The sequence below is a fragment of the Pseudoruminococcus massiliensis genome (assembly GCF_900291955.1).
Taxonomy (GTDB): Bacteria; Bacillota; Clostridia; order Oscillospirales; family Acutalibacteraceae; genus Pseudoruminococcus; species Pseudoruminococcus massiliensis.
Genome location: NZ_OLMR01000008.1, coordinates 48,693 through 74,763 on the forward strand (window position 1 = coordinate 48,693; position 26,071 = coordinate 74,763).

Here is a 26,071-nt window from a genome sequence, read left to right on the forward strand (position 1 = left end):
TTAAAGCTACTAAAACAGACAAATGAATTTATTGGAGGATACCGTATGAAAAAAGTTGGAAAACCAGTATTTTTCATCGTCGCTATTCTTATCTTCGCATTGGCGTATACGTCCATCTTCGGCATATATGGCGAAAACGGCGATTTTAAGATTACCTACATCAAGGGTGTCAGCGACATAAGATGGGGAATCGACATTAAGGGTGGCGTTGAAGCTACTTTCAAGCCTTCCGGAAATGTCAAAGCAACAGCAGAACAGATGTCTGCAGCAAAGTCTGTTATAGAGCTTAGACTTGTCACTAATAATATTACTGACTATGAGCTTTATCAGGACAACGATAACGGCCTTATCATCGTCCGTTATCCATGGAAAGAGGACGAAGAAAACTTCGACCCAAGCACGGCTATTGAAGAGCTTGCCGCAACTGCAAAGCTTACTTTCAGAGAAGGCAATAGCTATACCAAACAAGAATATGATTCTAACGGTGAATTAGTATATAAGACACCGTCAGGAACAACAGCTTCTCACATATACCTCGATGGTAGTTCTATTAAAAGTGCAAGTGCCGATTATGTACAGCTTGAGAACGGTGGCAAGGCTCAATACATAGTTTCTCTCGAGCTAACCGATGAAGGAAGAAAGCTTTTCAAAGAGGCTACAACCGAGCTTTCTGCTAAGTCTTCAGGCGAAAATGTTATGTCCATCTGGATGGACGATACTATGATTTCTGCTCCTACTGTTGAGAGCGTTATCGACAGCAACAGTTGTATGATTACAGGCGGAAACAAATCTGACAGCTCTGCTGGCTTCACCGCTTCTGAAGCAACAGCTCTTGCAAATAAAATTAACGCAGGTGCTTTGCCATTCGAGCTTGAGGTTGACAGCTATGGCTCAATCAACCCAACTCTTGGTGACTATGCACTCTTTGCAATGGCTCTCGCAGGAATTATCGCTCTCGCACTTATTATTATCTTTATGATAGTATATTACAGACTTCCTGGTTTCGTTGCTTCTATCGCACTTATTGGTCAAGTTGCATTGTCACTTGCAGCTGTATCGGGTTACTTCCCATTCGCTTCAAGCTTCACTATGACGCTTGCTGGTATAAGTGGTATCATTCTTTCAGTTGGTATGGGTATTGACGCAAATGTTATTACCTCAGAAAGAATTAAGGACGAGCTTTATCAAGGAAAAACACTTGATGGCTGTATCAGATATGGTACAAAGAACAGCTTCTCAGCTATCTTTGATGGTAACATCACAAATATTATAGTTGCTCTTATCCTTATGCTTGTGTTTGGTCCTGCAAATATCCTTTCAGGTATTTTCGGTGCTTCTACAACAGGTGCTATCTACGCATTCGGTTACACACTGCTTGTCGGTGTTATCGCAAACTTCGTAATGGGCGTTTTTGCTTCAAGATTGATGCTTATGTCACTCTCACGCTTCAAGTTCCTGCGAAACAAGAAACTTTATGGAGGTAAGTGACTATGAGACAAAAATTTCATTTTGACTTCGTTGGAAATTCTAAGAAGTTCTTTATCTTAACACTCAGCCTTATGCTTATCTGCCTTATTCTTAATATTTTCGTTTTCCACACAGAGCTTGATATTCAGTTCACTGGTGGTGCTATTATGAAATATAGCTACTCTGGTGATAACCTCTCAGAAAACGAAATTTCTAAAGTAGTTCAGGCTGCTACTAAGGAAGATGTTTCATTCCAGTATAGTAAGAATATGTCTGCTGCAGCTACTGAAGAAAATGCAAACACACTTTCTATCGAGCTTACAGAGGCAAAAACCATTGACCCTGAAACTGAAAAAGGTGTTACAGACGCCCTTAAAAAGGCTTTCCCTGATAATAACTTCACAAGAACTGAAATCACATCAGTTGACCCTTCAAAGGGTGCAACATTCTTCTGGAAGTGTATGGCTGCTGTTGGCATGGCCGCTCTCCTTATGATTCTCTATGTTGGCTTCAGATTCAGAAAAATCGGTGGTCTTTCCGCTGGCTGCACAGCCGTTATCGCACTTATACACGATATAATTATGGCATACTTCACTTTCGTTATTTTCAGAATGCCACTTGATGATAACTTCATAGCCGTTATCCTTACTATCATAGGTTATTCTCTTAATGATACTATTGTTATCTTCGATAGAATCAGAGAAAATCGTAAGTATATTGGTCCTAAGGCTTCAACAGCAGAGCTTGTAAACACAAGTCTTAATCAGACTCTTTCAAGAACAATATGCACAGCTATAACAACTATCCTTGCAATCGGTTCTGTACTTGTTGTTGCACTTATCTATGATATTCAGACAGTTGTAAGCTTTGCACTTCCTATGATGATAGGCGTTATCTTCGGTTGCTATTCTTCAATCTTTATCTCTGCTCCTCTTTGGGTTATGTGGACAAACTACAAAAAGAGAAAAGCTTCTGAAAAGAAAACTAAAGCTAATAAAAAGGCTAAAGAAAGCAAAAATAAAAAATAATTTACTTAAATCGGAAAGTCGAAAGGCTTTCCGATTTTTTGTTTGTTATCTCTGCAAGTCTATATATTGTCAAAATAATAGTTGAAATTTCTGAAATAATATGTTAAAATTATTATATTAAATTATACGGAGGTAATTTCTTATGAAAGAAACTAAGCACATAAAGACACTTAATAGTGCAAATCTTAAAGAATCAGCAGTTAAGGGTGGCTGTGGCGAATGTCAAGCTTCTTGCCAGAGTGCTTGCAAAACTTCTTGCACAGTCGCTAACCAGAAGTGCGAGTCCGCTAATCGCTAATTAATGCCGATTTTAATATGCAAAACCATTCTTAAAAGAGCGGACTTAGTTCGCTCTTTATTTATGCAATTTAAATATAAAAAGGAAGCGTGACTAAAATATGATACATAAATATAATCTTTTGGGGAATAACATTTGTCTTGATGTTCATAGTGGTGCTGTACATATTCTTGATGATATTTCCTATAAAATGCTCGATTATCTTGATGAAAATATGACCGAGAATATTCCTGATTCAGTAATTGAAGCTATGAGTGGAGAATACTCTGAGGAAGACCTCACCGAAACTTATAATGACCTCTACGAGCTCTATAAGATGGGACAACTTTTCTCTGATGATGACTATGAGAAGTTTGCTAACCTTATGAAAGGTGCTCCTGTTAAATCTATGTGTCTTAATGTTGCACACGATTGTAATCTCCGCTGTGAATATTGCTTTGCTGCAAAGGGCGACTTTGGCAAAGGTCGCTGTCTTATGCCTCTTGAGATTGGTAAAAAAGCTATCGACTTCCTTATCGAAAAATCTGGTTCAAGAAGAAACCTCGAGCTTGATTTCTTTGGCGGTGAACCACTTATGAATTTCGATGTTGTCAAGGGCGTTATAGAGTATGCAAGAAGCATCGAAAAACAGCACAATAAGAATTTCCGCTTCACTATCACTACAAACGGACTTCTTCTCACAGATGATAAGATTGAATATATTAATAAAGAGATGAATAATGTTGTTCTTTCTCTTGACGGAAGAAAAGAAGTAAACGACAGACTCCGTATAACTCCTAACGGCAAAGGCTGTTATGATATTATTGTTCCTAAGTATCAAAACCTCGTTCAAAATCGTGGCGATAAAGATTACTACATTCGTGGTACATTCACAAGATATAACCTCGATTTTACAAACGATGTTCTCCATATGAAAGACCTCGGCTTTGAACAGCTATCTATCGAGCCTGTTGTATCCGACCCACTTCTCTCCTACTCTATCAAAACAGAAGACTTACCTGCTGTATTTGATGAATACGAAAGGCTCGCCAAAACTATTGTTGAGAGCCGAAAGAAAGGCGAATTCTATAATTTCTTCCACTTTATGATTGACTTAGACCAAGGCCCTTGTGCAGTTAAGCGTTTGCGTGGCTGCGGTTGCGGAAACGAATATGTTGCTGTAACTCCTGAGGGTGATATTTATCCATGTCATCAGTTTGTTGGCGAAGACGATTACAAGATGGGTAATCTTAATGACGGTACTTTCGATGAAGATATGAAAGCAAGATTTGCACTTGCTAATGTATATTCTAAGGATAAATGTAAGAACTGCTGGGCTAAGTTCTATTGCAGCGGTGGTTGTAACGCTAATAACTTCAAATATGAAGGGGATATTCGTAAATCTCACGAAACATCTTGTGAATTGGAAAAAAAGCGTCTTGAATGTGCAATAGCTATTAAAGCAGCGCTTGCTGAATAATTAGGGGCAAAGCTTATGAAAATTCGTAAGCCAAAAGAAATCCTTGCAATAATACTTATCGCAGTTGCATTTTTGCTTGCTACCATTATTATTACAAACTCAATAATAAATTCTTTTAATTTAGTAGAAGATGAACACCCTTCTATGATGAGCTATGAAACTTATACTACTGCCGATAATATAACATATACTCATACTTCGGAAGATAGCTATACTGTAAGTTCTAAGCAAAATATGTCTAATAATTCCATTAATTCAAGCAATAATAATTCTATTATTGAAAGTTCTATTAACAACTCAGCCACAAGCCTTTTGAATCAGTCTACAACAAGTACAAATTCTTCAAGCAGCACTCAATCATGCAAAAATGAATCTGTTTCAAGTTCTACAAGCTACAAAGCTTCATCAAAAAAAGAAACTGAAATTTCTAAAACCAAAAATGAAGAAACTACTCGACAGGTTGAAGAACAAATTCCTATTCATGAGCATAATTATATGGAAAGGGTTATATCTCCTAACTGTACTTCAAAGGGTTATACCCTGCACAGCTGTGACTGTGGAAAATCTTATGCAGATAACTATAAAAATGCTCTTGGACATAAATGGGGAGATTGGGAAACAATATCTGAAGCCACTATAACAAGCAAAGGACTTCAGCAACGAATCTGTCAAAGATGCTCTGCAAAAGATTATAGATATATTGAAAAAATAAAGGCTAATAACTCACCAAACTCTAAATTTTCAGAAGAGGTCGTAAGACTTATTAATGAAGAACGCAAAAAGAATGGTGTAAGTCCACTCAAGATTGATTACACTCTTATGAATAATGCCTATACACGCTCTACTGAACTTGAAACTAACTTTGGGCATAAGCGTCCTAATGGAGAGCCTGGCTACACCTTTGTTCTTGACCTTGATTATTCTATTGTTGGTGAAAATATTGCCGCAGGTCAGAACACACCTCAAGAAGTTGTCAATGCTTGGATGAATTCAACTGGTCACCGCTCAAATATCTTAAATTCTGAATTTACAAATACTGGTGTAGGCTGTTATATGGCAAGTGATGGTTGGGTATATTGGTCACAGCTTTTCGGTGGTTAATTAATGTTTATGTTGAAATTTGCCGAATAATGTGTTATAATATTTAAAAATGGTCTTCGATTGACTGTCCGTATGGTTAGCGAACGATGTTGTTCGTTTTAAGCGGACAGTCATTTGCTGTTCATTTTAAATTATAAGAGGAGTTTTTTTATGGAGGAGTATCATTATCTTTTGGATTTAGCTTTGATTCTATTTACAACAAAGCTATTCGGCTTAATCTCTCAAAAATTTAAAATGCCACAAGTCGTTGGAGCTTTGCTTGCGGGTCTTATTTTAGGTCCGGCAGTACTTAACATTGTACAAAAATCCAACTTCATCACCACAACATCAGAAATCGGTGTTATTATTTTGATGTTCTGTGCAGGCCTTGAAACTGATGTTAAGGAGCTTAAAAAATGTGGCAAAGCTTCATTTGTTATTGCTTTGCTTGGCGTTATAGTTCCACTTCTTGGTGGATTTGGCGTTGCCTATTTCTTCAATCAGCCTGGAATAATAGATTCAGGTGCAACCTGCAATGTATTCTTACAAAATGTCTTTATTGGCGTAATACTCACAGCTACATCTGTAAGTATTACCGTTGAAACACTTAAAGAGCTTGGAAGGCTAAAGTCCGAATCAGGTAATGCTATACTTGGTGCTGCTATTATAGATGATATTCTTGGTATCATCGCTTTAACCGTTATCACAAGCTTAGCAGACTCAAGTGTTAATGTTTGGATAGTTCTTTTAAAAATTCTTGGTTTCTTTGCAATGGTTATTGTTGCAGGCTTTGCATTCTATAAGCTATATGTCTGGTGGGCTAATCGCTCTAAACATCTTAGACACAGACACGCAATTATTTGCTTCGTTTTCTGCCTTGGTATGTCTTATGCCGCAGAAGCTCTTTTCGGAGTTGCAGATATTACTGGTGCATTTTTTGCTGGACTTATCATTTCTCTTACACAAAGCTCAGAATATCTTGCAAAGAAATTTGATGTTCTTTCATACCTCTTACTTTCACCTATCTTCTTCGCAAGTATCGGCTTAAATGTTGTACTTCCATCAATGAGTGTACAAATTATAGTTTTCGCAGTTGTAATAACAATAGTTGCAATTATAACAAAGATTATTGGCTGTGGCTTAGGTGCAAAAATTTGTGGATATAAGAATTATCAGTGCAAGAGAATTGGTATAGGTATGATTTCTCGTGGTGAAGTTGCTCTTATCGTTGCAAATAAGGGTGCTTCTATGGGTTTGCTTGGCTCTGTAATGCTTGGCCCGATAGTTATTATGGTTATCGCAACTACTATAATAACTCCGATTTTGTTAAAAATTGTTTATTCAAACAAAAAGACAAAGAATATTGATGAAACTATACCTGCAGAAAATACTATAAATTCTGTTACGGAAAGAATCCAAGATAGCTATGTCAATGAAGTAGTAAACGCAGAGGTTCCTGAAATACCACTCTCAGATAAAAAAATTGGAAGTAATAAAAAAGTAAAATAGTATCATAATTCAAAAGGACACTCTGATTTGAGTGTCCTTTTTGCTGTCATCATTTATATAGAAGTGCTTGCTTTAAAAGCACTTCTCTTTTATTTTTGCAATTTTCAGAAATTACATCTTCAAGTAGCTTATTAAGTACAATGCCAATATTTTTTCCTACTATGCCAAATTTCTTTAAATCATCACCCGAAATATTCAGTTCAGATATAATACAGCAAAGTTTTTTTTCATCTATTTCATCAAAGAATCTGATAGCATTATAATAAAGCTGTGCTGTACTTTCTTTATGAGGTTTTGAAAAGACATCAGAATACTTTATATCAAGCCAATCCTTTGTAAAATCATAGCCAAAATCACGCACAAACCTTCTCATATCTGCAAGAGCTTTTGGAAATCTTATACTATGATTTATTATAAGCTTCAAGACCTCTGTATTAACTATTTTTTCAAATCTGAATCGTGAAAGAATTTCTTTCGCTATCTCTGCACCCTTTTCAGCATGATTAGGATATTTTTCTTTATCATCAACCATAACCATACAAGACGGTTTTGCAACATCGTGCAAAAGCATACATAATCTCTCACATAGATTTTTTGACATTGAAACCGATTTTACAGTATGCTCCCAAAGCGTAATATCAGGATATTTTTTCATAATATAACTATCCTCAATACGCAATTCAGGAATTAGTTCATATATAATCTCTCTGCATGACATAAGCACATCATAAATGCTTTCACCTAAAAGCACACCTCTAAATTCGCTTGTAATTCTTTCCTTTGCAATTTTTTGAAGTAAATTTTTTGTTTCAAGCATAGCTGAAAGCGTTTCTTCCTCTATTCTAAATCCTAAGGTTGAAGCAAACCTCATTCCACGCATAATTCTAAGAGCATCCTCAGAAAATCTCTTATGTGGATTTCCGACACAGCGGATTAATCTATTTTTTAAATCTTCCTGTCCGCCATAAAGGTCTATTATTCCCTCGGATTTACGATAAGCCATAGCATTAATTGTAAAATCACGCCTTGCCAAATCTTCTTCTATATTTCGCTCAAAAGAAACCGAATCAGGTCTGCGTGAATCAGTATAAGTACCATCACTTCTGAATGTTGTAACCTCGACAAGCTTGTTCTCAGATACAACTGCAACTGTTCCATGCTTTATGCCATTATCTACTGTTTTATAGTCCTTGAAAATTTCAAGCATTTCTTCTGGCAAAGCTGAGGTCGCAACATCAAAATCATTTATTGGTCGTCCAAGCAGATAATCTCTGACACAGCCTCCAACGACATATGCAGAAAAGCCATTTTCCTCAAGTCGGTTTAAAACATCAGAAACATATTTCGGTATACTCATCATAAAATCGCCACCTAATAAAGCAAAATTATTCTTTCTTAGCTTTTAATTCTGCCATCTGCTCACGCTCTTTTTTAAGCTCTTCAAAAAGAGTATTTACATTCCAATCTTTGTTAGTTTCAGTAAGAATTGCAGTAAGCTTAACAAGCCCTGCACCTGTTTTTCTCATTGCAAAGAATAGCTTGTCTATAAGATTGTCTGAAAATCCGCATAATACCATCATCTCCTCAGAAATTCCGTCACCATCATATGCAAGCTCTGTTTCTTCTGAAATTCCTGCAAGCTCACCAAGAGTTTTGGCAAAATCAGATTTAGAAACAGTCCTTACACGCAGTTTCAGTGGAAGTGCTGCACGAGTTATTTTAGCAGCTTTCTGCTTAGGAACATTAAAAAGCAGTACAGTTTGTATCATATTACACTTTATCCTCTCTTGTATGCAATCCGTTATGATTTCTCAAAAAGAACAGCATATCTATAAAGCTTTTATTATACGGAATAAATTCTCCGCTCTCAATCATAGACTTTATTTCATCAGCCGTTGCCCATTTAACTTCTTTAACTTCTTCGTATTGAAGCTTCAAAGTGTCTATTTCAATTTCTCTTTCAACTAAGTAAATATCATTAAAGCCATTTTTAAAATTTATCGTAAATGACGGACGAATATTACTCAAATCAAGCTTATATCCTATTTCTTCTAAAACCTCTCGCTCGGCGGCAGTCTGACTTGTATCTCCACTAACAGCAGAACCTCCAACGGTAATATCCCACAAATCCGACCAACCAGACTTAAAAGGCTGTCTATGCTGAATCAGCATTTCACCTTGCTTATTAAAAATACAGATATGAACTGCCAAATGATAGCGATTTTCTTTTATTTTTTCGCCACGAAGCATAGTTTCGCCTGTTGGAATCCTGTTTATATCATACAAATCCCAAATTTCCATAAATACACCTTAATTTATCTGTTCGCCCTCTGCGGCAGCTTCAATCGCCTTGCGAATTTCTTCTACACCCTCGCCGTTCTCTGATGAACAAGGGAATAATCTTACATCACCAAATACAGACATCTGCTGACGCATTTCCTCAATTCTTGTGGTACGCTGGGATTTTTTCAGCTTGTCGAGCTTAGTCATAGCAACAATAAAATTAAAGCCATTATGCGAAAGGAAGTCTATCATATTCATATCGTCTTTTGTAGCAGGGTGACGCAAATCGCAAATCTGTATAACCATACGAATATCTCTATTCATTGCAAAATAGCCTTCTACAAGCTCTGCCCATCGTCTTTTTTCGCTATCCGATACCTTTGCATAGCCATAACCGGGCAAATCTGCAAGTCTTACAGTTTTGAGGTTAAAAAAATTTATTGTTGCGGTTTTACCAGGAGTTGCACTAACTCTTGCAAGGGCTTTTCTGTTGAGAATTTTATTTATAAGCGAGGATTTTCCGACATTTGAACGCCCTGAAAATACTATTTCCGGTAGGTCCGACGGCGGAATCTGTGAAGATTTTCCATATGCCGCCTCAAAACTTGCTATCTGAAAATTCATAGTTATGCTCCTTTATATACGAGTTTCAAGAACTTCTGTTTTAGGCTCTTTTTTTGCGTGTTTTTTTCCTGTCTGCTTTTTAGAGCAGAGGGCTGTATCCAAAACCTCATCAATAGTGCTTACAGGCACAAATTTAACTTCGTTCTTGACAGTATCGTCAATCTCCTCAAGATTTGGTACATTATCCTTTGGAATAATAACTGTTCTTATTCCCAGTCTATATGCTGCAAGAGATTTTTCTTTCAATCCACCTATTGGCAAAACTCTGCCTCTAAGCGTAATTTCTCCCGTCATTGCAATATCTCTGCGAACTGCTCTGCCTGTCAACGCAGATGTAATTGCAGTAGCAATAGTTATACCCGCTGAAGGGCCGTCCTTTGGTGTTGCTCCCTCTGGAACATGAATGTGAAAATCATAAATCTTATAGAAATCTTTTTCAATACCAAGAGTCTCTGCACGAGTTCTTACACAAGTAAATGCTGCCTGAGCAGATTCTTTCATAACATCACCGAGAGAGCCTGTAAGAATAAGCTTTCCGCTTCCGCTTGTTACAGCAACCTCAACAGGTAATGTCACTCCGCCAACAGCTGTCCAAGCAAGACCCGTAGCCAAACCAACTTCGTCCTTATCATTCATTTCGTCTCTATTGAACTTTCTTGCACCGAGAAAATCTTCAATATTTTTAACAGAAATTCTTACACTCTTTTCCTCACCAGAAACGATTTTTACAGCAGCCTTTCTCATAAGCTTTGCTATATATCTCTCAAGAGTTCTGACACCAGCTTCTCTTGTGTAATTCTCAATTAAATCAACCAAAGCACTATCAGTAATCTTAAAGTTTTTTGAAGTTAAACCATTCTTTTTAAGCTGTTTCTTAATGAGATGCTTTTTAGCAATATTCAGCTTTTCTTCGCTTGTATAGCTTGAAAGCTCGATTATATCCATTCTGTCACGAAGCGGTGCAGGAATTGATGAAAGATTATTTGCAGTAGTTACAAAAAGTACCTGACTCAAATCAAACGGCATATCTATATAATGGTCATAGAACGAGAAATTCTGCTCACTATCAAGAACTTCAAGCAAGGCAGAAGTCGGGTCACCTCTGAAATCATTTCCAAGCTTGTCTATCTCATCAAGGAGAATAAGTGGATTGTTAGTTTTAGCTTGAGTCATAGCGTACATAATTCTACCTTGCATAGCACCAAGATATGTTCTTCTGTGTCCACGAATTTCGCTTTCATCGTGTACACCGCCAAGTGCAACTCTTGCATAGCTTTTGCCCAATGCCTCAGCAATAGATTTTGCGATTGAGGTTTTGCCAACTCCAGGAGGGCCTGCAAGACAAAGAATCATCTGATTATTTTTTTCCTTACAAAGTTGTTTTACAGCTATTGCCTCAATGATTCTTTCCTTAACCTCCTTCATTCCGTAGTGGTCGCTATCAAGTTTGTTTCTGATTTTTGCAATGTCTGTTTCATCAATCGTAGATGTATTCCAAGGCAAAGCAAGGCAAGCATCAAGATATGAGCGAATAATTCCTGCCTCCTGAGAAATCGACGGAAGCTTAGAAAGCTTTTCAATTTCCTTTTTAAGCTTTTGCTCGTTTTCTTCGGAAAGTTGAAGCTCATCAACTTTCTCAGTATACTTATCAAGCTCCTCTGCTAAATCAGAATCTCCAAGCATATTTTCGCCAAGCTCATCATTTATAGCTTTCAAACGCTCTTTAAGATAATATTCACGCTGATTTTCGTCCATAGACGCTTTTACTTTTTCGCCTATATCGTGTTCAGTGTTAAGTATTATAAATTCTTCATTAAGATATTCAAGCAACATATTAAGACGCTTTTCTATATCAAGCTCATTAAGAATATCCATTTTATAATTAAGATTTACAATAGCGTGTTCAGCTACAAGATCGCATAAAGTTCCTGCGTCCTCACAAGAACGAATCATTGTAACCGTATCATTAGAAAGTCTGAGATACTGCGGTAAAATCTGAACATTTTTTACAAATGCTATTTTTACTGCCTGTTTCAAGGCTGATATTGTTATATTATCATCTGTATTTGTAAGTTCAGCCTCCTGAACCTCAGCTTCCATAAAGGACTCAGTTTCAGTATATCTGATTGTATTTGCCCTGAACAAACCTTCAACAATTATTCTGATTTCAGAATCTGAAATTCTTATTGCCTGCTTTATTTCTGCAACAGTACCAATCTTTGTAAGATTGCTTTCAAGCTCCTCGTCCTCAAGTACATTTATAGTGGCTGGCATAAATACTCTTTGGTCTTTTTTTATAGACTCAGTTAAAGCTATTACTGCTTTCTTAGAGCTTACATCATATTGAGTAGTTGAAAGCGGATATACAACTAAACCTCGTGTTGGAATAACAGGTAATGTAATAATCTCCGTATCCATATTGTCCTCCAATAAATTTTATATCTATATCGTATTTTTAAAAATAATTAGCATAAAGGGGAAAATCCACAGAATAGATTTTCCCCTTTTGTTAAGTCTAATATACTATTCTTAGACTGAATTTTACTTTTCAGAAGATTTTGCAAGCTCTCTTTCAAGCCATGCGACAGCTAAATCAAGTGCAACTGCAAGATTTTCTTTCTCGCCTGTCTTGATAATCTGCTTTCTTGCACTGATTTCTGTATCTGTGCTTAAAAGCTGAATTGTAACCTTATTGGCACAATCAAGATTATTTGAATTTTCCTTAGACTTGATTTGCAGCTTAATAACATAGGGGTCTTTCATATCTCCGAAAAAAATCGTGTCATTATTTCTTACAAGCGGTTTTCCTCTGTAATAAAGTGGAAATGTAGTTTTAGTGTTAGACATATAATCCTCCAATCGCAGTAAGTATGATTTATAAACGGTTAAAGAAACTACTGTGCCTTGTGCAAGGAAATTTGCACAAGGCACAAAAACGCAGTAGATTCACAAATTTAAGGTCTTACCATAATACTTTTTATTTTGGTAAGATATGCTTCAGATTTTATTTAAAACCATCAGGCACTCCTTTTAGCAATGATGTCTTAAAGATTTAAATAATTCTTTAACAAAACTTCAAGCAAATCATCACGATCAATTTTTCTTATAAGATTTCTCGCGTTATTGTGAGTAGTTATATAAGTGGGATCCTCAGACAAAATATATCCGACAATCTGATTCAGAGGATTATAGCCTTTTTCCTCAAGAGCCTTATAAACCGTAGTAAGAATAACTCTTATGCTCTCATCTTTATTGCCGTTAATAGAAAAGACCATAGTTTTGTCCTGCACGAGTACCACCTCCATACTGCTTATTTTAGCATATACATTATAGGATTTCAAGTACAAATTGTAAATTTGACACTAAAATGACCAATTTATTGTGCATTATGCTCTAAGAACTGCACCCTCATTTTCAAGGGCCTTCATAATTTTCTTCATAGTGCTGTTAGCGTGTTCATCTGTGAGGGTTTCATTATGAGAACGCATTGTGATTCTGAATGCAACATTCTTCTTACCCTTTTCAATCTGTTCACCTTGATATACATCAAAGAGCTTAACAGATTCGAGAGTAGAACCAGCAGATTTTTTCATAGCCTTTTCGAGTGTAAGAACAGGGATATTCTCATCACAGATAACTGCAATATCTCTTGTTACAGCAGGGAACTTAGGAAGTGGAGTATACTGCTTTTCAGATTTTGTATACTTAAAGAGCAAATCAGCCTCAAGCTCAAAAGCATAAACTCTCTCAACGATACCATAGTTTTCAGCTACCTGTGGGTGAAGTTCGCCGAATACGCCAATTCTTTCGCCGTCAATAGTAAGAACAGCACAACGACCTGGGTGATATGCAAATTCATCAGCGGAAGCCTCTACATCATAATCATAGATTGAAAGTCTGTCGAGAGTTTCTTCTACAATGCCCTTTAACTCAAAGAAATCAGACAAGCCATAGAAACCACCTATAAGCTTATTCTTTTCGACAGGAAGCTTATCATCTGTTGTAGGAATATACTCACGAGCAAGCTCATAGAGATAAGCCTTTTCGTTTCTGTTGTTATAGTTCTTTGCAAGGATTTCAAGAATTGAAGGAAGTGCAGTTGTACGCATTACGCTTGTATCCTCACCGAGCGGATTTGTTATAACAACTGAACGGCGAAGTTTGCTATCCTTTGGCATAAGAATCTTATCATAATACTTAGGGCTTACAAAAGAATATGTCATAATCTCGCTCAAACCAAGAGCAAGCATTGTTGACGCAATCTTATTATCAAACTTCTGACGAGCTGTATACTTACCTTGAGCACCACCGCTTATAGAAGTTGATGGAATTGTGTTGTAGCCTACGAAACGAGCAATTTCTTCTGCAATATCAGCCTTATGCTGGAGGTCAGGTCTGAATGTTGGCGGAAGAACATCTTCTCCGTCAAATTCACATTCAAGCTTTGTAAGAATAGCCCTCATTTCGTCAACAGAAAGCTTTGTATCAAGGAATGAGTTAATCCAATCAGGCTCAAGAGCAATTCTCTTTCTTACATTTATCTTGTCGATAGATTCACCAGCAAAGTCGATAATCTCGCCATCATATACATCTCCTGCGTCAAGAAGCTCTACAAGCTCACAAGCTCTCTGAAGTGCAGGCAAGCAATTATTCGGGTCAAGTCCCTTTTCGTAGCGTGAGGAAGCGTCTGTTCTCATACCATGCTCTTTAGCTGTAAGACGGACAGATGCACCATCAAAGTTAGCAGATTCAAAAACGATAGTGTTTGTATCATCAACAATTCCGCTGAACTCTCCACCCATAACACCAGCAATAGCGATAGGCTTATTTTCATCTGCTATAATAAGGTTCTTTTCTGAAAGCTTACGCTCAATTCCGTCAAGAGTTGTAATAGTTTCCCCTGCTTTTGCATTTCTTATGCGGATTTTAGCACCGTCAACAAAACGCAAGTCAAAAGCGTGCATAGGTTGACCATATTCAAGCATAACATAGTTAGTAATATCAACGATATTATTAATAGGGCGAACTCCCATAGCACGAAGTCTTTCACGAAGCCAGCGTGGTGATGGCTTTACTCTTACATTCTTAACGATTTTTGCACTATACATCTTGCAAAGCTCTTTGTTTTCAATCTTAACATCGAGCATACCCTCACAGCTTTCGCCGATACCCTTTACAACAGGCGTATGAAGCTTAAGTGGCTTATTATAAGTAGCGGCAGCCTCTCTTGCAAGACCAATAACAGAGAAACAATCAGGACGGTTTGAAGTGATTTCAAACTCAACCTTTGTATCATTAAGACCTATTGCATCTCTTATATCATCGCCGACCTTGCAGTCCTCTTGAATAAGGAAAATGCCGTCCTCAATAGCATAAGGGAAATCATGAACAGTTACTCCAAGCTCTGCAACAGAACAGAACATACCTTGGCTCAATACTCCACGAAGCTTGCCCTTCTTAATCTTCTGACCGCTATGGACAACAGAATTATCCTTTGCGACAGGTACAAGTACATCAGGAACAACATTTGTTGCGGCTGTAACTATCTGAATAGGTTCAGCCTCGCCAACATCAACCTTGCAAACTGTAAGTCTGTCTGCATCAGGATGCTTTTCTGTTGAAAGAACTCTACCGACAACTATATTTTTAAGCTCAGAGCCTTCTTTTTCAAAGCTCTCAACCTTAGAACCACTCATTGTAATTGCTTCAGAGAATTCTCTCATATTGATATTTTCATCAATGTCAACGAACTCACGAAGCCATCTCATAGATAAATTCATTTTTTATACCTCCTTAGAACTGCGACAGGAATCTTACATCATTTTCATAGAAAAGACGCATATCATCAATATTATAACGACGCATTGCAACTCTCTCAAGACCAAGACCAAGTGCAAAGCCTGTATATTCCTCAGGGTCAATGTTGCAGTTTTCGAGAACCTTAGGGTGAACCATTCCACAACCGAGAATTTCAATCCAGCCTTCGTTCTTGCAAAGACGACAGCCGGCACCCTTACAGTTAAAGCACTGAACATCAACTTCAGCAGATGGCTCTGTAAATGGGAAGTGATGCGGACGGAAACGAACAACTGAATCTTCACCATAAAGACGCTTTACGAATGTTTCAAGTGTACCCTTGAGGTCAGCAAAGGTAATGCCTTTATCAACAACAAGTCCCTCAATCTGATGGAAAAGTGGTGAATGTGTTGCATCAACTGCATCTGAACGATAAACTCTACCTGGAGAAATTATGCGAATAGGAGGCTTTTGCTTTTCCATAACACGAATCTGAACAGGTGATGTCTGTGTTCTGAGAACGATATTATCATTGATATAGAATGTATCCTGAGTATCACGAGCTGGGTGATCCTTTGGAATATTCAATGCCTCAAAGTTATAATAATCATACTCAACCTCTGGACCATCGACAATATCAAAGCCCATTCCGACAAAGATTTCTTTAATCTCATCAAGAACAATAGAAAGTGGGTGCTTATTGCCAAGCTCATGTTTCTTTCCTGGAAGTGTAACATCAAGCTTTTCTGCCGCAAGCTTTGCATTTCTCTCTTTAGTTTTTATGTCAGCCTGTGCAGATTCAAGAAGCTGTGTTATATTTTCTCTTACTTCATTTGCAAGCTGTCCTATTACCGGACGCTCCTCAGGAGAAAGCTTACCCATTTGCTTTAGAATAGCTGTGAGTTCACCTTTCTTTCCGAGATACTTTACTCGAAGAGCCTCAAGCTCTTGCTTTGAACTTGCTTTAGCAAGCTCTTCCTGTGCCTGTTGCCTGATATTTTCAAGCTGTTCTTTCATACTTTTCACCTCAAAAAAATTTATGTTAAGGGCTTTGCCCTTAAAACCCACGAGGGACGCTGTCCCTCGACTCTGCAAGCCTTTGAAAAGGCTTGAGCGAAACTTTTAACTTTCTTATGGGAAGATTAGTAATTTCTTCGACCACATCAATAAACTTCCCACACATCGGCAGAGCCGAACGGCATAGCCTGTTCGGCTACGGTAGATTCTTCATCCGCGTCAACCAACTTCCCATAATCCACCACGAGCGAGGCTTGCCGAGCGATTCCATGTTTTGGCTGCGGCGGCTCGCCGCCTTGAGCGAAACTTTTAACTTTCTTATGGGAAGATTAGTAATTTCTTCGACCACATCAATAAACTTCCCACGCATCGGCAGAGCCGAACGGCATAGCCTGTTCGGCTACGGTAGATTCTTCATCCGCGTCAACCAACTTCCCATAATCCACCACGAGCGAGGCTTGCCGAGCGATTCCGCGTCTTCGCCGTGGGTCGGCACCCACAAAAAATGCTTTCGTTCCTGACTTTTTAGTGTCAGGGACGAAAGCATATATAATCTTCCGTGGTACCACCCTTGTTTTTGCAATAAGCAAACTCTCATTATGCCTTTAACGGTGCTTTTCTCCGTTACCGCCTAATCTGCATAAGCATTTCAGCAGTACCGCTCGGAAATGAACTTCATCTCATTCCACAGACAAAATTGCTCTCAGCCCTCGACAATTTTTCTCTTTAGACTGCATATAAATGGACTACTTTTTTCGTCATTGCGTTTATAGTAAATTATATCATAAAAAATAAAAACTTGCAAGGAATTTGATAATATATTTTAGCTATTTCACAAGCGAATAATCAACTAAGCCTTCATTTGCATAAACAGACTTAATTTCTTCTCTTACTTCTGTCAAAGCAAAGCCAAGAAGATTTTCACCTTGCCATTCATAAGGATTATTTATTCGCTCATCATTTTCACTCATGCCAATGCCCCAAACTCTATCCATAGGACTTGCTTCAACAAGAATTTTATCACCTGTACTCAGCAGAAAATTCATAAGATTTCTATTTTGCGTAAACTTTAGATAATTGCCATTCAAAACAATGCTGTATTTTACATCATTCCATATCTTTTCATCGAAATTACGAATTTTTCTGCCAAGTGATTTTATTTTATTTGGTTCATCAGAAACCATAATTTGCTCAAAAACTTCCTTATCATCAAAAAGCAAAGCTTTTTTCGATATCATATATTGTTCCATACAACAATATTTATAATGCTCTTCATGAAATTCAGATTTCCACCACTGGCTAAAACAAGATTTTGTAATACCATTTTTAGACGGTCTATGTCCCCAAAAGAAAACAAAATCGGTTTTTTCACCACTTTTATATCTCTTTCTCAGCCAATCAATATTATATAGCGGTTTTCCATTTTCTTGCCAAAAATGAGTTGAAAAATCATTATGAATATAATGCATTTTTTCAATCTGGAATTCATCATAATCTCTTTCTAAAAATTCGTTCCAAAATTCACACCAGCTTTTCGGCTCAGGAAATAGTTCCACATATTCGTTCTGTTCACTTGGCGAAAGAGTTTTAAACCAATCATAGATATTATACCTATACTCCTCTCCAGAACCCATTCGCCAACCTATAGAATATCTTTCCATATAAGGATAAGCTATCCAAAGCGGTGGCATAAGTTTCTTTTCTTGCATAGTTTCCACCTGATTTCAACTTTACAAATTAAGAATTTATCTTGTTTCTTCTTTGCGTGATTCTGCTTTCTTTCTTGCATTAGCTAAAGCTTTCATCTCTTGTGGAGTAAGCTCTCTGTATTTTCCCGGCTGAAGCATACCTAATTTAATTGGACCTATGGCAGTTCTTTTCAGTCTTGCAACCTCAAGTCCGACTGCTTCACACATTTTTCTGATTTGACGGTTTCTGCCTTCTTCAAGAATAATCTCAAGAACTGTGCGTTCTCTTTCTTGAGCAAGAACCTTAATTCCAGCTGGTGAGGAAAGTCTGCCATCAACCAAAACACCTTTTGTCAAAGCTGTAAGCTGTTCTTCAGATATTCTTGGGTGAACAGTTACACGATAGGTCTTTGCGACATGATGTGATGGGTGAATAATTTCATTTGCAAATGCTCCGTCATTAGTCATAAGAAGCAAACCTTCGCTTTCCCTATCAAGCCTTCCGACAGGATAAAGTCTTGTTGGAAAATCCTTTATAAGCTCTGCAACACATTTACGGTCACGCTCATCACTCATTGTTGTAATATATCCTCTTGGTTTATGAAGCATAACATAATATTTTTTAGATTTTGCAGATGAATTTAGCTTTCTGCCTTGAACAATGATTTCATCTTTTTTAGGATTAGCTTTATCACCAAGAGTTACTGTTTTTCCGTTTACCTTTACCAAGCCTTTTTGTATAAGCTCCTCTGCCTTTCTGCGTGAAGCTATACCTGCATCGGCTATAATTTTCTGTATTCTTATAAGTTCGTTAGAAGCCAAACTTATCCCTCTTTTCTTTATATTTTTATCGTCTGAAAAGTTTTTCTAAAAATCCTTTTTCGTGAATAACTGCCTTACATTCTTCCTTTGCGATAAGGTCGGCACAGCCTATTATTTTACCATTTACCCTAAAAATAATTTTACCTTCAGCTTTGCCTTTTCTTATAGGCGCATAAATAAATCTCGGCAGTATAATTTCTGATTCTATTTTACATTGCTCTCCATCAACTACTGAAACATTTATATCCCTTGATGGATAAAGCTGAATCTCATCAGCTTCTCCACCAACAACATTAGCTTGAATAGCGTCTTTCGCTTGACAAAGTGTTTCAGTTTTCATTTTAGAAAAGCCATAATCATATAATTTCTGATGGTCATTCCAATCATCACCATCATTAAGCGTAACACATATCAAACGAACACCATTTCTCTCAGCACAGCTTGAAAGAGTTCGACCTGCTGTTTTTGTAAAACCTGTTTTAACCCCAATACAACCATCATAAAGCGATAAAAGCCTATTATGATTATTACATATCTGAGTTTTGTTTTCGGGAGAGGTATATTTAACAGTTATACTTTTTTGACTTACAGTTTCTTTAAACTGCTCGTTTTCCATAGAATAAGCTGTAAGCATAGCAATATCATATGCACTTGAGTAATGTTCTTCATCATCAAGCCCTGACGGTGTAACAAAATGGGTATCTTTCATATTGAGCGATGCCGCCTTTTGATTCATCATCTCTGCAAAACCATCTGTACTTTTTCCCAATGTAATTGCAATCGCATTTGCGGCATCATTTCCAGAAACCATCATCATACCTTTTGCAAGCTCAGAAAGCTTTATAATCTCACCATTTTTCAGGTACATACTTGAACCCTCTGCCTGCATATCCGCTGTGAATTTAATATCAATATCTTGGGATTGTGCAAATTCAAATGCAAGCAGAGCTGTCATAATTTTTGTAATGCTTGCAATCGGTCGCCTTGTGTGGCTATCCTTTTCATAAATGATTGTTCCGCTATCGGGTGCATATAATATTGCACTCAACGCAGAAACTGACGGCTTATCACCGTCAGCCTTAGAATCAGCACTTGCCCCTAAAGATATGAACGAATAAAATATCACTGCAAAGCACAGCAACAAAGCAGTTGTCCTTTTCATATGTAACCTCCGCCGAAAATTAAGATTATCTAATTATATGCTCAGCGGGTTGTTAAATATAACGCTCTTTTATTTAAGAATGACAACTATTATACTGTTGGGTCTGACATTTCAGAATCTTCGTCATCGGTGCTTTCTTTTGAATTTTCTTTTTTATCTTTTTTGAAAAGACCAACAATCTTATCAATCAAATCCGGAACCATTGCAACAGCTCTGTCTTGGCTATCTTGGAAACTTTCAATGTTAAGAAGCTTTGCCTCGCCGTTTGATACTGCAATAAATGCAATAGGGTTAATTGTAACACCTGCACCCGAACCGCCACCAAAAAGTTTGCTATTTTCCATTTTCTTTGATGCAAATTCGGAACCACCTGATGCAAAACCATAAGTCACCTTAGATACTGGAATTATAGTAGTACCATCTGCTGTTGTAATAGGTGTTCCGATAACAGTATTAACATCTACCATTTGCTTGATTTTATCAAGTGTTGTATCCATAAGACCCTCAATTGGATGATGTTGTTGTTCACTCATTTAAACCATTCCTTTCAAATCTTTATTTAGTTAAGGACTTTGCCCTTAAAAACTACCAAAGGCTCTACCGTAGGTAACTACCTTTGGAAACTATAAGCTTTTAATTATCTTACATAGAAGGTATAATTAACTAAAATTACACTTCCATATCCTTCTTTATACCAAGTATAAGTTTAATTCCCCTCAAAGCTGCCGAGATTATTGTACCTAAGGCAAACCAAGGTCTTATACTTACTTTTGTTTCAGCAAAAATCTTAGTTTCTTTTTCTGTAAAGCCTGGCTCTATATCAATTTGCTTTTTTTTAAGCTTCATATTTGAATCAATAAAAGATACCGCAGGATATAATGCTGAACATATATATCCATATTTCATAGCAGTATCTCCTGCATCTTCTCCAACAATAAGCAAATCTATTTTAAGCTTTTTGATAACAATATGCTTAATAAGCTTTGATGAAGTATCTTTTATAATGGATATAACATCAGACAAAATCTCAAATAATCCGTCCAAACCTCGCTTTTTATATAGCTTTTTTAGATTATTTTCTTTTTTTTCTGGCTTTTTCTCTTTAGGCTTTTCTGATTTTTCAGATTCATTTTTTTGCTTTTCTGACTTTTCCTTTGGTGGAACAAGCTTTATCTTTACAAAAAGATATTGCAATATAAGTTCAGGCTCGCCATCATATCTGAAACGAAACGAAACAGGTATCATAAGCAAAAGAAAGATAAAAAGCAATATTCCGACTATTATATAAAGTGCGGTCATATTTTCTCTTCTTTCTCAAGTTCTTTCTCCGTGTTTTCGTTTTCGCCATTTTCTGATGATTCTTCAGAATTTTCTTCATCACTATTCTTTTGCGGAAGTGGTGGCAATTCGCTTACATCACTTACATTAAAGCAACGCAAGAAATTTTCTGTTGTTCCATAAATCAAAGGTCTGCCTGGAAGTTCAAGTCTGCCCTTTTCTTCTATAAGTTCTCTTGCAACAAGACTTGAAACCACACCAGAACAATCAACGCCTCTTATCTGCTCAACAAAAGCCTTTGTAACTGGTTGATTATAGGCTATGATTGCAAGAACCTCCAAAGCCGCTTGTGAAAGTGGTGAATTTCTCCTTAAATCAAGAACTGTGCGAATAATCTCAGCATATTCCTTTTCTGTACACATTTGATAGCTTTTCCCAAGCCTTACTATTTTAATACCTGATTTTCTACTGGAATAATCCTCCATAAGTGATTTCAGCAATTCTTCAGCTTTTTCTTCTTTTATCTCCAATGCCTGAGCTATTTTTGTAAGCTCTGCTGGAGTACCACAAGCAAATAGAATCGCTTCTATCGCAGGTTTTAATTTTTCAGCTTCCACAGCTTATCACCGCCTTTGCAGCATTTGGATTTGAGCTTCTTCGCCGTCACCCTCAACACGAACTCTCTTACCCTTAATCAATTCAAGCACAGCGAGAAAAGTCGCAACCATTTGGCTTTTGCTTTCGCTGTCATCAAAGAGTGTTGAATATCTGACTGGCTTTCCGCCCCATAAAATTCTCATTACACCTATAATTCTCGATGAAACCGAAACAATCTTTCGTCTGACAATAACCGAAAAAGCTTCATCAGACGGCGGAAGATTTTTCTTTCCTCGACCAACCGCTGCCATATATGCCGCAACAAGTACAGACGGGTCGTGACTTCGTTTATACTTTGTATCACATTTCATCTTAATCTGATTACGACAATAATTATCAAAGCTGACAATCTCGCCAAGCTTTTTGGCAGCCTTTCGGCATTCCTGATATTCAAGAAGCTGTCCTTGAAGTTCTTCCTTGAGCTTTTCACCCTCCTCATATTTCGGCAAAAGCTCATAGGATTTAATTTCAACAAGCCTTGATGCCATATCGAGAAATTCGCTGGCAACATCCATATTGTTTTCTTTCATAAGGTCGAGATGCTCCATATATTGGTTAAGCAACTCTGAAATACTTATATCATAGATATTAAGCTTATTTTTGCTGATAAGATGTAAAAGTAAATCAAGCGGTCCTTCAAATGTAGGAAGCTTATATGATATTTTTTCCATTTTTAACCGCCTTTATTCATTATAGACCAAAATTGGGATTAAAAGGGCTTCCAGAAAACGGAAGTGCTGTTAAATTTAGTATTCCACTTGTAAGCCACCTTTGAGCAACTGAAAGCGGTCCACTAAATGCACCAAAAGCAATAGCAATCATAAGAATCATAGAAATCATTGCTTCATTGCGTTGAATTTGATAGCAAATTTTATTTGGCAGGAATGCCATAAGTATCTTAGAGCCATCAAGAGGTGGTATAGGAATAAGATTAAAAACGGCAAGTGAAATATTTATAGCCATAAAGTAATATAGGAAAAGAACAATATATGATAAAATACCAACTGATTTTCCACCTAATAAAAATAACACTGCCGTAGGGTCTACCTCTAAAACAAGATTTATAAGCAAACCACCTACAATACCCGCAAGCAGATTAGCAAGTGGACCTGCCAAAGCAACAACCGCCATTGCACCCTTTGGATTTTTTCTATGGTCAAGATTTACTGGAACAGGCTTTGCCCAACCAAAACCGACAAGCAAAAGTAAAAATGCACCAACATAATCTATATGCTTTAATGGATTAAGTGTTTGTCTGCCAAGCATTTTAGCTGTCTTATCTCCGAACCAACCAGCAACTGTTGCGTGGGCAAATTCGTGAAATGGTAGCATTACAAAAATTACAAGCAATGATGCCAATATACTTGCAATAACACTCATAAGGTCTAAGCCTTGTCCACTAAAAGCATTACTTAATACACTAAGTAGCAAATAAAATCTCCCTTTCTCTAATACAAAGTAAGCGGAATCCTGCATTTTTTGAGCAGAATCCCGCTTGCAAACTCATTTAGTTCGCAACAAAGTCAAGGAATTACTCCTTGTCCTCATCATCGTCACTATCGGAGCTATCATCATCTGAATCATCGAGGTCGGAATAATCGAACTCAAGTTCTTCACCGCACTTTGGGCAAGAGATACTGCCCTCAAGAAGCGTATTTTCGTCCATATAGGTTGTTTCGCCACAGCTTGGGCAAGTAACCTCATAGAAGTTGTCGTCTTCGTCAACATAATCATCGTCATCATCTTCAAAGTCTTCATAGTAGTCTTCTTCGATAGATGCGAGGTCCTCATCAATCTCATCGACCTGTTCGCAAAGCTCATCATAAGCATCGTTCAAGTCAGAAACCTTTTCAGTAACCTCACTGAGAAGGTCTACAACTGCATTCAAAACCCTGACTGTCTTATCATTCTTATCAAGGTCCATACCATCAATCATGCCCTTAATGTATGCTGCCTTTTCATTTATACCCATTTTTAAACGCTCCTTCCGATTTTCAAAATTCTGATAATATAATTAAAATAAATTATGCACGAGCCATATACTCGCCTGTTCTTGTGTCGATTTCGATAAGGTCACCCTCATTAATAAAGAGAGGAACCTTAATCTCTGCACCTGTCTCAAGAACTGCTGGCTTTGTTACATTAGTAGCTGTATCACCCTTGAAGCCTGGGTCTGTCTGAGTAACCTCAAGCTTAACAAAGTTAGGTGGCTCAACACCGAAAACATTTCCCTTGTAGGAAAGAACCTTACATACCATATTTTCCTTAACAAACTTAAAGTTATCAGAGAGTGTTGAAGCATTGATAGGAAGCTGTTCGTAAGTTTCGTTATCCATGAAGTAATAGAGGTCACCATCTGTATAGAGGTATTCCATATCTCTTCTGTCGATGAAGGCTGTTGGATACTTATCATTTGGGTTGAAAGTCTTTTCAACAACTGCACCTGTAATAACATTCTTAATCTTTGTACGAACGAAAGCCGCACCCTTACCAGGCTTAACATGCTGGAACTCGACGATAGAAACTACATTGCCGTCCATTTCAAATGTTACGCCATTTCTGAAATCACCTGCTGAAATCATTAAATAATCCTCCTGTTATTTTAAGAATATCTCGTTTCATATTCAAGGCAATACTGCACATATTGCTCTCATATATTAAAGTATACAATAAACAAGCAAAAATTGCAACCATTTAATCTAAACACATTCCAAAATATACAAAAATTTAACAATATATTGGTCAATTTCCGAGAATAATTAAGTCCTTGGTAAATGAATTAAAGTTCTTGTAACCATCATCTGTAACAAGAACCATGTCTTCAATTCTTACACCAAATTCGTTATCAAGGTAGATTCCCGGTTCACTTGTTACTACCATTCCGCTCTCAAGCTTAAAGCAATTATTAGGAGAAAGGCTTGGTTTTTCGTGTATATCAAGACCTACGCCGTGTCCTGTTGCGTGTCCAAAGCAGCCCTCAAAGCCCGCTTTATAAATTATATCACGAGCTGTCCTATCAACCTCACCACAGCTTACACCACTCTTAATTTTATCAAGTGCGGCTTGCTGGGCAGTCTTTACTATGTCATATACTTTAGCCTGATAATCGCTAACCGCTCCAAGAGCAACTGTTCTTGTCATATCGCTTTTATATCCCTCTACATCTGCACCAATATCGAGTGTAATAAGGTCGCCATATTCAAGCTTTTTGTCATCAGGAACACCGTGTGGCATAGATGTCTTTTTGCCAGAAATTATAATCAAGTCAAAAGCAACACCTACTGCACCATGCTGACGCATATACATTTCCATAAACAAAGCTAATTCTCTTTCGCAAACTCCAACCTCAACTTTTTTAAGAGTTTCAGTGAGAGCCTCCTCTGTAAGATTTGTTGCTTTCTGCATAAGTTCAATTTCTTGTTCAGTTTTTATACCACGCATTTTGGCAATGATTCTATCAAGCTCATCATTTTTAATTGTACTTACTTTGCAAAGCTTGAAAGTATCTTCCATTGAATTATACATTTCAAAGGTAAATGCTGAACTTTCGAGCATAATTACACGAAGATTTTCTTTTTCTATAATTTCTTTCAGGCTATCATTAAACTTTCTGAACTGAACAACCTTGCAGTTCTTTGCAACAGCCCTTGCGGCCTCAGCATAACGAAAATCAACAAAAAGATATGTGTCACGCTTTGTAACCAGTAAATAACCGAGTGATGAAACAAAGCCTGTGAAATATTTGCGGTTATTCTGCGAATATATCAGAGCTGCATCTGCATAAGACGGAATCATATGAGCTAATTCTCTTGTTTTAGTCATTTTTTAAACTCCCTTTAAGCTCTACTTAAATAGAGCCATAAATGTATCATTTACACTTATCAGACAAATATTATGAGTGGT

The 26,071-nt window shown here is 37.2% G+C and carries 26 protein-coding genes and 1 other annotated feature; of the genes, 6 read left to right on the top strand and 20 right to left on the bottom strand.

Annotated features, from left to right (window positions below; all coding sequences use genetic code 11):
• Positions 1 to 45 precede the first annotated feature (45 nt).
• From C9914_RS09785 to C9914_RS09810, 6 genes are all read left to right on the top strand, one after another.
• On the top strand, positions 46 to 1,488 hold the full coding sequence (locus C9914_RS09785) for a preprotein translocase subunit SecD (protein WP_106765103.1): 1,443 nt from the start codon (positions 46 to 48) through the stop codon (positions 1,486 to 1,488).
• A gap of 2 nt (positions 1,489 to 1,490) precedes the next feature.
• Positions 1,491 to 2,495, top strand: coding sequence for a protein translocase subunit SecF (gene secF / locus C9914_RS09790; RefSeq protein WP_106765105.1), 1,005 nt, complete (start codon positions 1,491 to 1,493; stop codon positions 2,493 to 2,495).
• 142 nt (positions 2,496 to 2,637) lie between these two features.
• The gene (gene scfA, locus C9914_RS09795) at positions 2,638 to 2,793 is read left to right on the top strand and encodes a six-cysteine ranthipeptide SCIFF (RefSeq protein ID WP_022263620.1); all 156 of its coding nucleotides are present in this window, start codon (positions 2,638 to 2,640) and stop codon (positions 2,791 to 2,793) included.
• 100 nt (positions 2,794 to 2,893) lie between these two features.
• Positions 2,894 to 4,252: a thioether cross-link-forming SCIFF peptide maturase gene (gene scfB / locus C9914_RS09800; protein WP_022263621.1), complete on the top strand. Its 1,359-nt coding sequence runs from the start codon at positions 2,894 to 2,896 to the stop codon at positions 4,250 to 4,252.
• A gap of 15 nt (positions 4,253 to 4,267) precedes the next feature.
• Positions 4,268 to 5,353: a CAP domain-containing protein gene (locus C9914_RS09805; RefSeq protein ID WP_106765107.1), complete on the top strand. Its 1,086-nt coding sequence runs from the start codon at positions 4,268 to 4,270 to the stop codon at positions 5,351 to 5,353.
• 150 nt (positions 5,354 to 5,503) lie between these two features.
• Positions 5,504 to 6,841, top strand: coding sequence for a cation:proton antiporter (locus C9914_RS09810; RefSeq protein ID WP_106765109.1), 1,338 nt, complete (start codon positions 5,504 to 5,506; stop codon positions 6,839 to 6,841).
• 49 nt (positions 6,842 to 6,890) lie between these two features.
• Here C9914_RS09810 and C9914_RS09815 read toward each other — a convergent pair whose 3' ends face one another.
• From C9914_RS09815 to C9914_RS09915, 20 genes are all read right to left on the bottom strand, one after another.
• Positions 6,891 to 8,201 carry a CCA tRNA nucleotidyltransferase gene (locus C9914_RS09815; RefSeq protein WP_106765110.1) on the bottom strand — a complete coding sequence of 437 codons (1,311 nt, stop codon included), beginning with the start codon at positions 8,199 to 8,201 and terminating at the stop codon, positions 6,891 to 6,893.
• 25 nt (positions 8,202 to 8,226) lie between these two features.
• Positions 8,227 to 8,610: a DUF3783 domain-containing protein gene (locus C9914_RS09820; RefSeq protein ID WP_106765112.1), complete on the bottom strand. Its 384-nt coding sequence runs from the start codon at positions 8,608 to 8,610 to the stop codon at positions 8,227 to 8,229.
• A 1-nt stretch (position 8,611) separates the two neighbouring features.
• Positions 8,612 to 9,142 (bottom strand): NUDIX hydrolase, encoded by a 531-nt coding sequence (locus C9914_RS09825; protein ID WP_106765114.1) that lies wholly within the window; start codon positions 9,140 to 9,142, stop codon positions 8,612 to 8,614.
• Positions 9,143 to 9,151: 9 nt separating this feature from the next.
• Positions 9,152 to 9,748, bottom strand: a complete 597-nt coding sequence (gene yihA, locus C9914_RS09830) for a ribosome biogenesis GTP-binding protein YihA/YsxC (RefSeq protein ID WP_106765116.1) — start codon at positions 9,746 to 9,748, stop codon at positions 9,152 to 9,154.
• A gap of 12 nt (positions 9,749 to 9,760) precedes the next feature.
• Positions 9,761 to 12,166: an endopeptidase La gene (gene lon, locus C9914_RS09835; RefSeq protein WP_106765118.1), complete on the bottom strand. Its 2,406-nt coding sequence runs from the start codon at positions 12,164 to 12,166 to the stop codon at positions 9,761 to 9,763.
• A gap of 123 nt (positions 12,167 to 12,289) precedes the next feature.
• Positions 12,290 to 12,595, bottom strand: a complete 306-nt coding sequence (locus tag C9914_RS09840; protein WP_022263630.1) for a hypothetical protein — start codon at positions 12,593 to 12,595, stop codon at positions 12,290 to 12,292.
• A 197-nt stretch (positions 12,596 to 12,792) separates the two neighbouring features.
• Positions 12,793 to 13,038, bottom strand: a complete 246-nt coding sequence (locus tag C9914_RS09845) for an IreB family regulatory phosphoprotein (RefSeq protein WP_106765120.1) — start codon at positions 13,036 to 13,038, stop codon at positions 12,793 to 12,795.
• A gap of 96 nt (positions 13,039 to 13,134) precedes the next feature.
• Positions 13,135 to 15,528: a phenylalanine--tRNA ligase subunit beta gene (gene pheT / locus C9914_RS09850; RefSeq protein ID WP_106765122.1), complete on the bottom strand. Its 2,394-nt coding sequence runs from the start codon at positions 15,526 to 15,528 to the stop codon at positions 13,135 to 13,137.
• 13 nt (positions 15,529 to 15,541) lie between these two features.
• Positions 15,542 to 16,561 carry a phenylalanine--tRNA ligase subunit alpha gene (pheS, locus tag C9914_RS09855; protein ID WP_022263633.1) on the bottom strand — a complete coding sequence of 340 codons (1,020 nt, stop codon included), beginning with the start codon at positions 16,559 to 16,561 and terminating at the stop codon, positions 15,542 to 15,544.
• 530 nt (positions 16,562 to 17,091) lie between these two features.
• Positions 17,092 to 17,332: a binding site (T-box leader), on the bottom strand.
• Between the two features lie 56 nt (positions 17,333 to 17,388).
• Entirely contained in the window at positions 17,389 to 18,270 is an 882-nt protein-coding gene (locus tag C9914_RS09865) for an NADAR family protein (protein ID WP_106765126.1), read from the bottom strand.
• A gap of 36 nt (positions 18,271 to 18,306) precedes the next feature.
• A complete protein-coding gene (locus tag C9914_RS09870) occupies positions 18,307 to 19,071 on the bottom strand; it encodes a pseudouridine synthase (protein WP_022263635.1) in 765 nt (254 codons plus the stop codon).
• A 25-nt stretch (positions 19,072 to 19,096) separates the two neighbouring features.
• Positions 19,097 to 20,233 carry a D-alanyl-D-alanine carboxypeptidase family protein gene (locus C9914_RS09875; protein ID WP_106765127.1) on the bottom strand — a complete coding sequence of 379 codons (1,137 nt, stop codon included), beginning with the start codon at positions 20,231 to 20,233 and terminating at the stop codon, positions 19,097 to 19,099.
• An 89-nt stretch (positions 20,234 to 20,322) separates the two neighbouring features.
• A complete protein-coding gene (gene ytfJ / locus C9914_RS09880) occupies positions 20,323 to 20,766 on the bottom strand; it encodes a GerW family sporulation protein (protein WP_022263637.1) in 444 nt (147 codons plus the stop codon).
• Between the two features lie 136 nt (positions 20,767 to 20,902).
• Entirely contained in the window at positions 20,903 to 21,532 is a 630-nt protein-coding gene (locus tag C9914_RS09885) for a DUF2953 domain-containing protein (RefSeq protein WP_106765129.1), read from the bottom strand.
• Positions 21,529 to 22,128 carry an SMC-Scp complex subunit ScpB gene (scpB, locus tag C9914_RS09890; RefSeq protein WP_106765130.1) on the bottom strand — a complete coding sequence of 200 codons (600 nt, stop codon included), beginning with the start codon at positions 22,126 to 22,128 and terminating at the stop codon, positions 21,529 to 21,531. The genes C9914_RS09885 and scpB overlap by 4 nt, the downstream gene beginning before the upstream one ends.
• Before the next feature lie 6 nt (positions 22,129 to 22,134).
• Positions 22,135 to 22,839: a segregation and condensation protein A gene (locus tag C9914_RS09895; protein ID WP_022263640.1), complete on the bottom strand. Its 705-nt coding sequence runs from the start codon at positions 22,837 to 22,839 to the stop codon at positions 22,135 to 22,137.
• A gap of 19 nt (positions 22,840 to 22,858) precedes the next feature.
• Entirely contained in the window at positions 22,859 to 23,599 is a 741-nt protein-coding gene (locus tag C9914_RS09900) for a site-2 protease family protein (RefSeq protein WP_242972108.1), read from the bottom strand.
• Positions 23,600 to 23,699: 100 nt separating this feature from the next.
• On the bottom strand, positions 23,700 to 24,140 hold the full coding sequence (locus C9914_RS09905) for a CD1247 N-terminal domain-containing protein (RefSeq protein ID WP_106765133.1): 441 nt from the start codon (positions 24,138 to 24,140) through the stop codon (positions 23,700 to 23,702).
• Positions 24,141 to 24,192: 52 nt separating this feature from the next.
• On the bottom strand, positions 24,193 to 24,750 hold the full coding sequence (gene efp / locus C9914_RS09910) for an elongation factor P (protein WP_022263643.1): 558 nt from the start codon (positions 24,748 to 24,750) through the stop codon (positions 24,193 to 24,195).
• Positions 24,751 to 24,910: 160 nt separating this feature from the next.
• Positions 24,911 to 25,990: a M24 family metallopeptidase gene (locus C9914_RS09915; protein ID WP_022263644.1), complete on the bottom strand. Its 1,080-nt coding sequence runs from the start codon at positions 25,988 to 25,990 to the stop codon at positions 24,911 to 24,913.
• Positions 25,991 to 26,071: the final 81 nt, after the last annotated feature.